12 protein-coding genes are annotated in these 13,072 nt (G+C 58.3%); 6 read left to right on the top strand and 6 right to left on the bottom strand.

All coding sequences use genetic code 11. The features are described 5' to 3' along the window. Positions 1–72 precede the first annotated feature (72 nt). The 3 genes from ligB to AB4N74_RS21735 all read right to left on the bottom strand — a co-directional run bounded on the left by ligB (position 73) and on the right by AB4N74_RS21735 (position 4,184). On the bottom strand, positions 73–1,749 hold the full coding sequence (gene ligB / locus AB4N74_RS21745) for an NAD-dependent DNA ligase LigB (protein ID WP_460097200.1): 1,677 nt from the start codon (positions 1,747–1,749) through the stop codon (positions 73–75). 230 nt (positions 1,750–1,979) lie between these two features. Then, entirely contained in the window at positions 1,980–3,170 is a 1,191-nt protein-coding gene (metK, locus tag AB4N74_RS21740) for a methionine adenosyltransferase (RefSeq protein WP_093429865.1), read from the bottom strand. An 18-nt stretch (positions 3,171–3,188) separates the two neighbouring features. Then, positions 3,189–4,184, bottom strand: coding sequence for an ArsR/SmtB family transcription factor (locus tag AB4N74_RS21735; RefSeq protein WP_093429866.1), 996 nt, complete (start codon positions 4,182–4,184; stop codon positions 3,189–3,191). 259 nt (positions 4,185–4,443) lie between these two features. On the opposite strand from AB4N74_RS21735, the gene tkt reads away from it, so the two are divergent. The 6 genes from tkt (at position 4,444) to fba (ending at position 10,802) form a co-directional block, all read left to right on the top strand. Continuing rightward, on the top strand, positions 4,444–6,441 hold the full coding sequence (tkt, locus tag AB4N74_RS21730; protein WP_093429867.1) for a transketolase: 1,998 nt from the start codon (positions 4,444–4,446) through the stop codon (positions 6,439–6,441). Positions 6,442–6,591: 150 nt separating this feature from the next. Further along, positions 6,592–7,644, top strand: coding sequence for an erythrose-4-phosphate dehydrogenase (gene epd, locus AB4N74_RS21725; protein WP_460097197.1), 1,053 nt, complete (start codon positions 6,592–6,594; stop codon positions 7,642–7,644). A gap of 12 nt (positions 7,645–7,656) precedes the next feature. Beyond that, entirely contained in the window at positions 7,657–8,820 is a 1,164-nt protein-coding gene (locus AB4N74_RS21720; protein ID WP_242209568.1) for a phosphoglycerate kinase, read from the top strand. Positions 8,821–8,854: 34 nt separating this feature from the next. Beyond that, on the top strand, positions 8,855–9,076 hold the full coding sequence (locus AB4N74_RS21715) for a hypothetical protein (protein WP_460097196.1): 222 nt from the start codon (positions 8,855–8,857) through the stop codon (positions 9,074–9,076). Positions 9,077–9,133: 57 nt separating this feature from the next. After that, on the top strand, positions 9,134–9,466 hold the full coding sequence (locus AB4N74_RS21710) for an MliC family protein (RefSeq protein WP_008081029.1): 333 nt from the start codon (positions 9,134–9,136) through the stop codon (positions 9,464–9,466). Positions 9,467–9,737: 271 nt separating this feature from the next. Continuing rightward, positions 9,738–10,802, top strand: a complete 1,065-nt coding sequence (fba, locus tag AB4N74_RS21705; protein WP_007913760.1) for a class II fructose-bisphosphate aldolase — start codon at positions 9,738–9,740, stop codon at positions 10,800–10,802. A gap of 96 nt (positions 10,803–10,898) precedes the next feature. Here fba and AB4N74_RS21700 read toward each other — a convergent pair whose 3' ends face one another. From AB4N74_RS21700 to AB4N74_RS21690, 3 genes are all read right to left on the bottom strand, one after another. Then, complete coding sequence (locus tag AB4N74_RS21700; RefSeq protein WP_257356490.1) at positions 10,899–11,168, bottom strand: hypothetical protein; 270 nt, start codon at positions 11,166–11,168, stop codon at positions 10,899–10,901. A 385-nt stretch (positions 11,169–11,553) separates the two neighbouring features. Further along, positions 11,554–12,753: a type II toxin-antitoxin system HipA family toxin gene (locus AB4N74_RS21695; RefSeq protein WP_257356488.1), complete on the bottom strand. Its 1,200-nt coding sequence runs from the start codon at positions 12,751–12,753 to the stop codon at positions 11,554–11,556. Beyond that, a complete protein-coding gene (locus AB4N74_RS21690; protein ID WP_007913766.1) occupies positions 12,750–13,001 on the bottom strand; it encodes a helix-turn-helix domain-containing protein in 252 nt (83 codons plus the stop codon). The genes AB4N74_RS21695 and AB4N74_RS21690 overlap by 4 nt, the downstream gene beginning before the upstream one ends. Positions 13,002–13,072 lie beyond the last annotated feature (71 nt).

Here is a 13,072-nt window from a genome sequence, read left to right as displayed (position 1 = left end):
GGGTCGGGGCGGCACTGCGCTGTTGGAGCGCCTCGGTGGTGGTTGGGTTCCCGGGGTACCGGGATTGCGTGCTCAGAAACCGTCGATGCCGGCGTTCCGCAAGGTATCGCTCAAGGCTAACACCTGCGGGTCGCGGAAGAAGGCGCTCAATTGCGCTGCGCGACCGGGGCCGATACCGGGTTCTGCCTGCCATTGTTCGGTGTCTAGTTGTGCCAGCTCCTGCCATGAATCGGGGAGTTGTGCCTCACCGCTTGGCGGCAAGCCCAAAGCCTTGAGCCACTGAGCGAAGGGCCGTTGGCGGGCGCTGTGAAAACTGTGCATCAGGCGGGCGCTGCTGCGTTCGCCAAAGCCGGCAATGTTAGCAAGCTCCGGCTCATCAAGGGTCAACCAATCCAGCAGGTTATTCAGGCGGCCTGTTTCGAAAAGTTTCTCCCAGGTGCCGCGACCGACATGCTGCATCGCCAGTCCCTGCTTGCCACTGAGCCAGGTCAAGCGGGCGAGAAACTGGCTTTCGCAACCAGGGGTAGGTTGCCAGCAACTCAAGGTATGGAAGTCGTCGGCGTTGGGGAGGTTGATCTCTGCCCGCTCGGCGGTTCGCAGCACGACGCCGTCGAGCCGGGGAATGGTCAGGCCGGCGAGGCTGATGGCGACCTGATCACCAGGACGAATATCCAGTGCCTGCCAGCGTTTTAGCGAACTGGCGCTGACCCGTTTTATCTCTCGGTCATCGAGCCTGACCGGGTTCAGCTCGATCACCGGGGTGATGCGCCCGGTGCGCCCGATCTTGAAATTAACCTTGCGGACTTCGGCCAGTACCTGCGCGAATGGGTATTTCCAAGCGATGGCCCAGTAGGGAGCACGTGCCTGCCAGCGTTCGGCGGGTGGGCGCTGACCCTGACGCAGAACCACGCCGTCGGTTGCGAAGGGAAGGGGTGAGCGATACCAGTGATCGCGCCATTTCTGCGCCTCTGCGAGTTCGCTGACCGGTTGGCTGTAAGGTTCCGTCGTGGCGAAACCCAGCGCCGCCAATCCGGTTATTCGCTTGGGCAAGTCCAGGGGGCTTTGCGGCCAGTCCCAGGCGAAGAATCCGATTTCGGCGGCTTGTTCTGTATTCAGGAATTTACGCCCCATCAATCCGGCGACGGTGGCGCGAGCGTTGACGCTGCCGGATTTGGCTTGCACGTGTTCGTTCAAGCGCCAATAAAGTTCGCCTTGTACCAGCAGGTCCAGCGGTTGCGTCAGGCGTTGCGGAATGGCGGCGATCTTTTGCGCTGATGGCGTCCAGTCCTGGCCCCGAATCCCGTCACCACGACTGATGGCCTGATGCAGAACGCCTGCGCGGTAAATCAGCGTCACCGCGACGCCGTCGATCTTGGGTTGTACCCAGACATCCCGGCGGTCGCGTAGCCACGCTTCCACGGCGGCTGCTTCGTGTAATTTATCCAGACCGGTATGGGCGATGGGGTGGGTGATTGAACCTGAGGCGGTGCGCAGTGGCACAGGTGCGGGTGGCAGATCGAAGCAGCGCTGCCACTCACTTAAGCGCAGACGTGACTGATCGTAGAGTTCGTCGGCAATCAGCGAGCGGCCTTCGCGGTGATAGGCGTCGTCCCATTGGTTGATCTGTTTGTGCAGGGCGGTGATTTCGCTTTTTGCTTGAGTAGCTGGCCATTTCGGGCAATCGGCGTGGGCGTTGAGGGCCGTACAGGCCACGAGGAAAACAAACAGCAGGCGCAGCGTGACAAGCATGGTGAGCGTCCTTGCTCAGGGGGAATGCTTGAAGGTTAGAAGACAATCTGGAGCGTGGTAGACGGGGTATTTTGCGGGGTGTGTCTGGCCGGAAATTGATGTCGGTTCGGCTGGCCCCTTCGCGAGCAAGCTCGCTCCCACAGGGGGGCGAGTTCAAAACTGTATTTCAGGCATGAAAAAGCCCCGCACGGGGCGAACCGTGCGGGGCTTTTTTGTACCGCCAGGGAGTCTTACAGACCAGCAGCAGAACGCAGGGCGTCGGCGCGGTCGGTTTTTTCCCAGGTGAACGTGGTGAAGGTGTCTTCGCCAACGGTCTTGGTCTCTGACGCGCGACCGAAGTGGCCGTACGCTGCAGTTTCCTGGTACATCGGGTGCAGCAGGTCGAGCATAGTGGTGATTGCGTATGGACGCAGGTCGAACACTTCGCGGACCAGTTTGACGATCTTGTCATCGCTGATCTTGCCGGTGCCGAAGGTGTTCAGCGAGATCGAGGTAGGCTGAGCCACACCGATCGCGTAGGAAACCTGAATCTCGCAACGCTCGGCCAGGCCGGCCGCGACGATGTTCTTGGCCACGTAACGGCCAGCGTAGGCAGCCGAACGGTCAACCTTCGATGGATCTTTACCGGAGAACGCGCCACCGCCGTGACGGGCCATGCCGCCGTAGCTGTCGACGATGATCTTGCGACCGGTCAGACCGCAGTCACCTACCGGGCCGCCAATGATGAACTGGCCGGTCGGGTTGATGTGAAACTGGGTGTCTTTGCTCAGCAGTTCGGCAGGCAGCACGTGCTTGACGATCAGCTCCATCACGCCTTCGCGCAGGTCTTTGTACGACACTTCAGGGTTGTGCTGGGTCGACAGAACAACCGCGTCGATACCAACAACCTTGCCGCCTTCGTAACGGCAAGTCACTTGCGACTTGGCGTCCGGGCGCAGCCAAGGCAGCAGACCCGATTTACGGGCTTCGGCCTGGCGCTGCACCAACTGGTGCGAGAAGGTGATCGGCGCTGGCATCAGCACGTCGGTTTCGTTGCTGGCGTAGCCGAACATCAGGCCCTGGTCGCCGGCGCCCTGATCTTCAGGCTTGGCACGGTCAACACCCTGGTTGATGTCTGGGGACTGCTTGCCGATGATGTTCATCACGCCGCACGTCGCGCCGTCGAAGCCGACTTCGGAGCTGGTGTAGCCGATGTCGCAGATTACGTCACGAACGATCTGCTCCAGGTCGACCCAGGCGCTGGTGGTCACTTCACCGGCAACGATGGCCACGCCGGTCTTGACCAGGGTTTCCACGGCAACGCGTGCGTGTTTGTCCTGGGCAATAATGGCGTCCAGCACCGCATCGGAAATCTGGTCGGCGATTTTGTCCGGATGTCCTTCGGACACGGACTCGGAGGTGAAGAGGGAGTATTCGCTCATCTCGATGTTTTCCTGAATTTACCGATGGTGAGTGTCGCCAGCCGGTCGCTGAAAATGGCGGACCTGGATCTGGAAACCATTACGTAAGCCTACATAGAGGCTTTCCCCGGGAACGAGTCCCGCAGCGGTGGCCCAACGGGCCAAATCGTCCTGTTCAAACCCCAACCACAGATCACCGCAGGCCTCCCTGGCCCAACTCTGGTTGTGGCTACATAACTCTGTCACGAGCAGGCTACCGCCCGGTTGCAGCAGGTTGGCCATATGCTTGAGTGCGTCGGCCGGCGCGGCGAAATGGTGCAACACCATGTTCAACACCACGCAATCGGCCGTAAGGCTTGTGCCATTCAATGCATCGGCCAATTGCAGGCTGACGTTAGCCAGCTGTTCACGTTCACATACCTGGCGCGCCAGTTCGAGCATCGCCGGGCTGTTGTCCAGCGCGGTTACGGTGCCGAAGCGACGGGCCAGTTCCGGCAAAAAAGCACCATCGCCGGGGCCGACTTCAATGGCCGTGGCTGCACCATCGAAGTTCAGTTTGTCGAGCAGGGCCAGCACGCTGTCACGGTACTGCGGCAGGCCTGCGATCAAGTCTTGCTGGGCACGGAATTTTTCCGCCACCCGGGTGAAAAAGTCCTGACTGGCGGCGGCACGTTGGCCGTGAACCTGTTCGATGCGCGCTTGCACGTCGTCAGGCAGTGCTAGGTTGTCGACTTCTTCTAACAATGCAGCGTGCAGCTTGCCGCCGAGCAATTCGGTGTGGGGCAGGGCGCGGCGATAAAAGATCGCGTTGCCTTCGCGGCGCGTCGCCACCAGATCAGCCTGGGCCAGCACCTTGAGGTGGTGACTCATGCCGGACTGACCAATGCCGAAAATCTGCGCCAGCTCCAGCACGCCGAACGAATCGTTGGCCAGCGCGCGCAATACATTCAGGCGCAGCGGATCGCCGCCGGCCTTGCACAGGGCCGCCAGCTCGTCGCAATCGTCATGGCGAATGGAAGGCACGCGTAAGTTCATAGGGCTGGCAGTCTAGAGAGGGGGGCAAATCATCGCAAGGCCAATATCAAAAAGTTTTGATATTGCTCGATAAATGGCACTTCTCCCGAAACGGTTAACTCTACAAACGAACAGCGGAAAGGTTTCACCTACCGAAACCACTGCTATCCATTGGAAAAACGCCTCCGGATGACTATCTGTCATTGCCCCGAGGCGCTCCGGTGAGGGAAAATGCCCTCCTTTTTTCCGTTTCAATCTATTCACACCCAGGAGATCAGCGATGCCTAGCCGTCGTGAGCGTGCCAACGCCATTCGTGCCCTCAGCATGGATGCCGTGCAAAAAGCCAACAGCGGCCATCCCGGTGCCCCTATGGGTATGGCAGATATCGCCGAAGTGCTTTGGCGCGACTACCTCAAGCACAACCCGAGCAATCCATCGTTCGCCGACCGTGACCGCTTCGTGCTGTCCAACGGCCATGGCTCGATGTTGATCTACTCGCTGCTGCACCTGACCGGTTACGACCTGTCGATCGAAGACCTCAAGCAGTTCCGTCAACTGCACAGCCGCACCCCGGGCCACCCTGAATTCGGTTACACCCCGGGCGTTGAAACCACCACCGGCCCGCTGGGTCAGGGCCTGGCCAACGCCGTCGGTTTCGCTCTGGCAGAAAAAGTCCTGGCAGCGCAGTTCAACCGCCCAAACCACAACATCGTTGACCACCACACCTACGTGTTCCTGGGTGATGGCTGCATGATGGAAGGCATTTCCCACGAAGTCGCATCCTTGGCTGGCACTCTGGGTCTGGGCAAGCTGATCGCTTTCTACGATGACAACGGCATCTCCATCGACGGCGAAGTCGAAGGCTGGTTCACCGATGACACGCCGAAGCGTTTCGAAGCCTACAACTGGCAAGTGATCCGCAACGTTGACGGTCACGACCCGGAAGAGATCAAGACCGCCATCGAAACCGCGCGCAAGAGCCCGCTGCCAACGCTGATCTGCTGCAAGACCACCATCGGTTTCGGCTCGCCGAACAAGCAGGGCAAAGAAGACTGCCACGGCGCCCCACTGGGTGATGCGGAAATCGCGCTGACCCGTCAGGCGCTGAACTGGAACCACGGCCCGTTCGAAATCCCGGCCGACATCTATGCCGAGTGGGATGCCAAGGAAAAAGGTCGCGCGGCCGAAGCCGAGTGGGATCAGCGTTTCGCTGCCTACTCCGCTGCATTCCCGACCGAAGCCAACGAGTTGGTACGTCGTCTGAGCGGTGAGCTGCCAGCTGACTTCTCCGAAAAAGCTTCGGCTTACATCGCTGAAGTGGCGGCCAAAGGCGAAACCATCGCCAGCCGTAAAGCCAGCCAGAACACCCTGAACGCGTTCGGTCCATTGCTGCCGGAACTGCTCGGCGGCTCCGCTGACCTGGCCGGTTCCAACCTGACCCTGTGGAAAGGTTGCAAAGGCGTCAGCGCTGAAGATGCCAGCGGCAACTACATGTACTACGGCGTGCGCGAATTCGGCATGACCGCAATCATGAACGGCGTGACCCTGCACGGCGGCCTGGTGCCTTACGGCGCGACCTTCCTGATGTTCATGGAATACGCCCGCAACGCCGTGCGCATGTCCGCGCTGATGAAGAAGCAAGTGATCCACGTCTACACCCACGACTCCATCGGTCTGGGCGAAGACGGCCCGACGCACCAGCCGATCGAACAACTGACCAGCCTGCGTACCACACCGAACCTCGACACCTGGCGTCCAGCCGATGCCGTTGAATCGGCCGTGGCCTGGAAAAACGCTCTGGAGCGTAAGGACGGCCCATCGGCGCTGATCTTCTCGCGTCAGAACCTGCAACACCAGGAACGCGATGCCGGCCAGATTGCCGACATCAGCCGTGGCGGTTACGTGCTGAAGGACTGCGCAGGCGAGCCTGAGCTGATCCTGATCGCCACCGGCTCGGAAGTCGGTCTGGCTGTTCAGGCGTTCGACAAGCTGACCGAGCAAGGTCGCAAGGTACGTGTGGTTTCCATGCCGTGCACCAGCGTTTTCGATGCTCAGGACGCCGGCTACAAACAAGCCGTGCTGCCGTTGCAGGTCAGCGCGCGTATCGCGATCGAAGCGGCACACGCCGACTTCTGGTTCAAGTACGTGGGTCTGGAAGGTCGCGTGATTGGCATGACTACTTACGGCGAATCGGCTCCGGCTTCGGCACTGTTCGAAGAGTTCGGCTTCACCCTGGAAAACATCCTGGGTCAGGCTGAAGAGCTGCTGGAAGACTGATCCAGAAAAGATGTCGTCTGAGCTGACGCCTTCGCGAGCAGGCTCGCTCCCACATTGGAACGCGTTTCCCTGTGGGAGCGAGCCTGCTCGCGAAAGCGTTGGTTCGGGCAACATCGCACTACCCGATTCACCACGGTAATCGAGAACCCCATGCCTCAACCGCGTCCCTTCAAAGTTGCACTCAACGGCTACGGCCGCATTGGTCGTTGCGTCTTGCGTGCGTTGTTTGAGCGAGGCGAGAAAGCCGGGTTTGAAATTGTCGCGATCAACGATCTGGCGGACATGGCCAGCATCGAATACCTGACACGCTTCGACTCCACTCACGGCCGTTTTCCGGGCGAGGTGCGAGTAGAAGGCGATTGTCTGCATATTAATGGCGACTGCGTGAAGGTCCTGCGCAGTGCCACCCCCGAAGGCATCGATTGGGGGTCACTGGGCGTCGATCTGGTGCTTGAATGTTCCGGTGCCTACAACACCCGTGAAGACGGCCAGCGTTTTCTCGACGCTGGCGCGCCGCGCGTGTTGTTCTCGCAGCCAATGGCCAGCGAGGCGGATGTCGACGCCACCATCGTTTACGGCGTCAATCAGGATTGCCTGACCGGCGACGAACTGCTGGTGTCCAACGCCTCCTGCACCACCAACTGCGGCGTGCCACTGTTGCGCTTGCTCGACAAGGCGATCGGCCTCGATTACGTGTCGATCACCACGATTCACTCGGCAATGAACGACCAGCCGGTGATCGATGCCTATCACCACGAAGACCTGCGCCGCACCCGTTCGGCATTCCAGTCGGTGATCCCGGTGTCCACCGGTCTGGCGCGCGGCATCGAGCGCCTGCTGCCGGAACTTGCCGGGCGAATTCAGGCCAAAGCCGTACGCGTGCCGACGGTCAACGTGTCCTGCCTCGACATCACGATGCAGACCGCCACCGCGACCGATGCCAATGAGGTCAACCGGATCCTGCGCGAAGCCGCCACCAGCGGCCCGCTCAAAGGTCTGCTCGCCTATACCGAGCTGCCGCACGCCAGTTGTGATTTCAACCATGACCCACATTCGGCCATCGTCGATGCCAGTCAGACCCGTGTTTCCGGCCCTAAGCTGGTGAACATCCTGGCCTGGTTCGACAACGAATGGGGTTTTGCCAACCGAATGCTGGACGTAGCAGAACACTATCTGCAAACAGCAACTTCAAAAAAACCGTAGGAAGTGCGACCCATGACCGTGTTGAAGATGTCCGACCTCGATCTGCAAGGTAAGCGCGTATTGATCCGCGAAGACCTCAACGTCCCAGTCAAGGACGGTGTTGTCACCAGCGATGCGCGTATCCTGGCTTCGCTGCCGACCATCAAGCTGGCCCTGGAAAAAGGCGCGGCCGTGATGGTCTGCTCGCACCTTGGCCGTCCGACCGAAGGCGAATTCTCTGCCGAGAACAGCCTCAAGCCTGTCGCTGACTACCTGAGCAAGGCCCTGGGCCGTGAAGTGCCGCTGGTGGCTGATTACCTGGGCGGTGTTGACGTCAAGGCCGGCGACATCGTGCTGTTCGAAAACGTGCGCTTCAACAAGGGCGAGAAAAAGAACGCTGACGAACTGGCCCAGCAATACGCTGCTCTGTGCGACGTGTTCGTGATGGACGCTTTCGGCACCGCTCACCGCGCCGAAGGTTCGACCCACGGCGTGGCCAAGTTCGCCAAGATTGCGGCTGCTGGTCCACTGCTGGCCGCTGAACTGGACGCACTGGGCAAAGCCCTCGGCGCGCCGGCTCAGCCAATGGCGGCCATCGTTGCCGGCTCCAAGGTCTCGACCAAACTCGACGTGCTGAACAGCCTGAGCCAGATCTGCAACCAGTTGATCGTCGGCGGCGGCATCGCCAACACCTTCCTCGCGGCGGCCGGTCACCCGGTTGGCAAGTCGCTGTATGAACCGGATCTGCTCGACACCGCACGCGCCATCGCTGCCAAAGTCAGCGTGCCGCTGCCGGTTGACGTAGTGGTTGCCAAAGAGTTCGCTGAAACCGCAGAAGCCACCGTCAAGCTGATTGCTGACGTCGCGGCAGACGACATGATTCTGGACATCGGCCCGCAAACCGCAGCCAACTTCGCCGAACTGCTGAAATCGTCGAAAACCATTCTGTGGAACGGCCCGGTCGGCGTGTTTGAATTCGACCAGTTCGGTAACGGCACCAAAGTGCTGGCTCAGGCCATCGCTGAAAGCTCGGCATTCTCGATTGCTGGCGGTGGCGATACCTTGGCCGCCATTGATAAATATGGCGTGGCTGAGCAAATCTCCTACATTTCCACCGGTGGTGGCGCGTTCCTCGAATTCGTCGAGGGCAAAGTGCTGCCAGCCGTAGAAGTCCTGGAAAGCCGGGCCAAGGCCTGAGGCCGCCCGTTTGGCCAGGCAAAGGAGTGTTTACATGGTCAAGTCGTTAGCACTGTTGTTGCTGACCGGTACGCTGGCGGCCTGCGGGAGTAACCCGAAGGCCGAAGCCACGCCGGCGCCGAGCGAGTCGCAGAGGGGCTGTTATCAGGCCGACTGGCAGGCCGAAACCAACCCGGTGCTGAACAAGCGCTCGGGGCCGGACGGCCTGGACAAATACGAGACGCAAACCCCGGCCAAGGAACATGGTTGTCCTTGACGGGTCTGACTCTTTAACTCAGGGCTGGCGGCGTGCGCCGTCAGTCGAGGAACACGGATGAAAGGCTTGATCGCCATTGCGGCGTTGGCATTGTTGGGCGGTTGCGCGCAGTTGAACCTGTTTCAGTCGTCTGCCCCGGCGGACAACTGGACCACCTGGACCTGCGACAGCCAGGCCAAAGTGCTGTGGCGTTACGCCGATGCCGGCCAGAAGGAAGTCGATGTTCGACTGGGTGGCGGTGATCAGGTCTATCGCCTGAAAGAAGAACCGGGCGCCTCGGGCACGCTGTACAGCGACGGCATGCTGGCGTTTCACGTCAAGGGTGAGGAAGGCCTGGTGTACTGGGTCGCCACCAATGACCTGATCGGCCGCGGCTGCAAGGCTGAATAATTGCAACAACGCAGGCCCAATGTGGAAATAGATCCAACTGTGGGAGCGAGCTTGCTCGCGAAAGCGGTGGATCAGCTTGCATCAATGCTGAATGCCAAGCCGCATTCGCGAGCAAGCTCGCTCCCACAGGGGTTCTGTGTAGCTCTCAGGATTTTGCTTTATCGAATCACCAGACCGGGCCTCAACCCCCGATCTGCAATCACTTGAATAGCCGCCGCCGCTCCGGCAGGCTGGCACGATTAACGACCCTCAACCGGGAGAGACACACACAATGGCACTTATCAGCATGCGCCAGATGTTGGACCACGCAGCCGAATTCGGCTACGGCGTTCCAGCCTTCAACGTCAACAACCTTGAGCAGATGCGCGCCATCATGGAAGCCGCTGACAAGACTGACTCCCCGGTGATCGTTCAGGCTTCGGCCGGCGCTCGCAAATACGCCGGCGCGCCTTTTCTGCGTCACCTGATCCTCGCCGCGATCGAAGAATTCCCGCACATCCCGGTGTGCATGCACCAGGACCACGGCACCAGCCCCGACGTCTGCCAGCGCTCGATTCAACTGGGCTTCAGCTCGGTGATGATGGACGGCTCGCTGGGCGAAGACGGCAAGACCCCGACCGACTACGACTACAACGTCCGCGTTACCCAACAAACCGTGGCCATGGCGCACGCCTGCGGCGTTTCGGTAGAAGGCGAGCTGGGCTGCCTGGGTTCGCTGGAAACCGGCATGGCCGGTGAAGAAGACGGCATCGGCGCTGAAGGCGTTCTGGATCACAGCCAAATGCTGACCGACCCGGAAGAAGCCGCTGACTTCGTCAAGCGCACCCAAGTCGATGCCCTGGCCATCGCCATCGGCACCAGCCACGGCGCCTACAAGTTCACCAAGCCACCTACCGGTGACGTTCTGGCGATCGACCGCATCAAGGAAATCCACAAACGCATCCCGAACACCCACCTGGTGATGCACGGTTCCTCGTCGGTGCCACAAGAATGGCTGGCGATCATCAACCAGTACGGCGGCGACATCAAAGAAACCTACGGCGTACCGGTTGAAGAAATCGTCGAAGGCATCAAGTACGGCGTGCGCAAGGTCAACATCGACACCGACCTGCGTCTGGCATCCACCGGTGCGATGCGTCGCCTGATGGCCACCAACCCGAGCGAATTCGACCCGCGTAAATTCTTCGGCGCGACTGTGACGGCGATGCGTGATGTGTGTATCGCTCGTTATGAAGCGTTTGGTACTGCGGGTAATGCTTCGAAGATCAAGCCGATCTCGCTGGAAGCGATGTATCAGCGTTATCTGAAGGGTGAGTTGAACGCCAAGGTTAACTAAGCCTGAGCGTTAAATCAGCGTAAATAAAAAAACCGCCTGAAGAGGCGGTTTTTTTATACTGATTATTAAATAAGACGGCGTAGGATTTATTGTCTTTCAAACAGTGATGGTGTACGGAGCTGACCATTTTGTATTGTCAGGCGCACCATTGATCAATGCTTCCGCAACAACCTCGTATTTTCCGGGTTTCGGGAAATTAATTTGAAAGCTATAGCCTCCGTTTGCCCAGGATGTTCCTGATCCTAGGGTGGGAATGCCGCCTGTAACGGTAACGTAAACGGTGTTGTTGGGCTTGGACGTCCCAGAAATAACATAATTCCCACTTACGTCCTTGAGAATGTTGTTGATAACGGTTTCATTCGCCATGGTTATTACTCCTTGTAAATGTTAATAGGAACTTACCTCATATAAATAAGACAGTTCCAGTCAAGTGTCTTTTTCATCTGCTTGTGGCGTGAGGGATGTTAAGTGTTTCTTTTGTGGAATGGACCTGTAATAACTGACAGGTTTTAATATTTTTTTGCTATAAGGGCTATGCGCTTTTTGTGAGTGAAACAAGGAAGTGTCAACAAGAGGCAGTGTCAAAAGTGGACGGATTTATTTAATTAAGATCTCGCTGAAAGCGATGTATAAGCATTATCTGAAGGGTGAGTTGAAGGCTAGGGTTAACTAAGTTTGAGCCGTTTAAAACTGCTGATAAAAAACGTCGTGAGGCGGGTTTAGTGGGAAGTGATTTCTCGCGGTTACGACGCTATCCAAAAGTCAGAGAAAATGGCGCTGCCGCTTGCTCAATGGCGTTGACCACATGAGGTGCTTGTTCACGATACTGAGGATAGCGCTCGAGCACCGCTTCAACCGAGGCAAGCAGATGCTGAATGCGCTCCTTGGGTTGGTCGATTTCACAGGTGTGAGCGAACTCCAGTAGTCCTTGTCGTGAGGCGAACATTGACTTGTTGCCCGCCAGATCCAATGCCAGAACATCTTCTGGAATATAGGCCGTGGTGTTGACGATGTCGTAAGCGGGCGCCAGATGCGCATCGCGTTGCGTCGGTTCGGAATAGAGCAAACCGAAATTTTTCAAGTGAGCGTCGCCATTTCCAACGATGCAGCTCAGGGCGACGCTATCGAAGAGTTGATCAAGCGACGTACGCAAGTGTCTCACCGGGCAAAACACTCGGACAGCCTTGGCGATTGCCGCATAACTTTTGCTGTACTTCTGATTAGCCGACAGCCCCATCAGCACGGCCATGTCTTCAAACCCAATGGGGTTGAGCTGGTCGTCGCGATCAAATCGACGCATGACAAACAGCTTGGCATTATCGGAAAGGTAAAACGGTGGAACGGGAATCCCCGCGTCTTTCGCCATGGACATGCAAAGGAATTCGTTGATCGCCAAGCCCGGGAATTCGTCTCTTCCACTCTTGATGATCAGATCCGAGGTTTTGGATGTCACTCTCGGCAACGCTATTTCTTGCCGCTCCGGCACCAGCAACTTGGGTTGAACACCTGAAATGCCTGCCCGCAGGATGTAGCGATCAAGCATGTCGGCGAAGATATCTTCCGTACCGTCCCACGTGAGAATCTCTTCGAGTTTTTCTCCCGGAAATTCTCGCGCCTCCAACAAGGCATCAACGGTTTCAGAGCGTACGTGAACTCTACCAATGGGCGATGTACTGCCGGAAAGCGCCAGTAGCAGCATTGGGTCGACGTTCACAGTCTTTGCCAAGCGGTTGCGCAACTGCTCCAGTACGTAGCCTTCTGGCAGGTTCATCTGAAAAACAGGGTGCAGCTCGCGCCGACGAAATTCGTCATGTCGTACAGGCATCGAGAGACTGATCGCCATTTGTGGCGATGCATCTTCGTGATAACGGAAAGTGAAATCATCGGCATCGCTGAAAAGTCTGCCGCTATTACCTTCAGGGGTGCTGACTTGAAGAGAGGCCATTTTCATTCGAATAAATCTCCAAGCTCTTCAAGAGTTGGCATCGTTGCTGGAACCACCGAGAGCTCGCAGTCCAACGCAGCCAAAACCCGCGCGTAAGCGATCATGCCGACAGAAAGGGTGCCTTTCTCCACCGCGATGACTTTGTATCGCGTCAGTCCCGCCAGATCGGCGAGCTGCGCCTGCGTCAGGCCACGATTTATACGTTTTTCACGTAATTGAATGCCGAGACGGGTAATCAAAAGAGAGTAATCCATGTTGCGCTACCGTAACATTTTTATGTCAATGTAGCGTATGCGGAACATTTAATCCATTTGGCTCAAGAAGC

This window comes from Pseudomonas sp. H3_C08 (genome assembly GCF_054669455.1).
This window is presented reverse-complemented; position numbering and strand designations above follow the sequence as displayed.

Excerpts from the sequence above, each read along its gene's own strand:
- metK (WP_093429865.1), bottom strand. The coding sequence starts at position 3,170 with ATGAGCGAATACTCCCTCTTCACCTCCGAGTCCGTGTCCGAAGGACAT.
- ligB (WP_460097200.1), bottom strand. The coding sequence starts at position 1,749 with ATGCTTGTCACGCTGCGCCTGCTGTTTGTTTTCCTCGTGGCCTGTACG.
- AB4N74_RS21715 (WP_460097196.1), top strand. The coding sequence starts at position 8,855 with ATGGTCAAGTCGTTAGCACTGTTGTTGCTGACCGGTACGCTGGCGGCC.
- AB4N74_RS21695 (WP_257356488.1), bottom strand. The coding sequence starts at position 12,753 with ATGAAAATGGCCTCTCTTCAAGTCAGCACCCCTGAAGGTAATAGCGGC.
- AB4N74_RS21700 (WP_257356490.1), bottom strand. The coding sequence starts at position 11,168 with ATGGCGAATGAAACCGTTATCAACAACATTCTCAAGGACGTAAGTGGG.
- AB4N74_RS21720 (WP_242209568.1), top strand. The coding sequence starts at position 7,657 with ATGACCGTGTTGAAGATGTCCGACCTCGATCTGCAAGGTAAGCGCGTA.
- fba (WP_007913760.1), top strand. The coding sequence starts at position 9,738 with ATGGCACTTATCAGCATGCGCCAGATGTTGGACCACGCAGCCGAATTC.
- AB4N74_RS21735 (WP_093429866.1), bottom strand. The coding sequence starts at position 4,184 with ATGAACTTACGCGTGCCTTCCATTCGCCATGACGATTGCGACGAGCTG.
- tkt (WP_093429867.1), top strand. The coding sequence starts at position 4,444 with ATGCCTAGCCGTCGTGAGCGTGCCAACGCCATTCGTGCCCTCAGCATG.
- epd (WP_460097197.1), top strand. The coding sequence starts at position 6,592 with ATGCCTCAACCGCGTCCCTTCAAAGTTGCACTCAACGGCTACGGCCGC.
- AB4N74_RS21710 (WP_008081029.1), top strand. The coding sequence starts at position 9,134 with ATGAAAGGCTTGATCGCCATTGCGGCGTTGGCATTGTTGGGCGGTTGC.
- AB4N74_RS21690 (WP_007913766.1), bottom strand. The coding sequence starts at position 13,001 with ATGGATTACTCTCTTTTGATTACCCGTCTCGGCATTCAATTACGTGAA.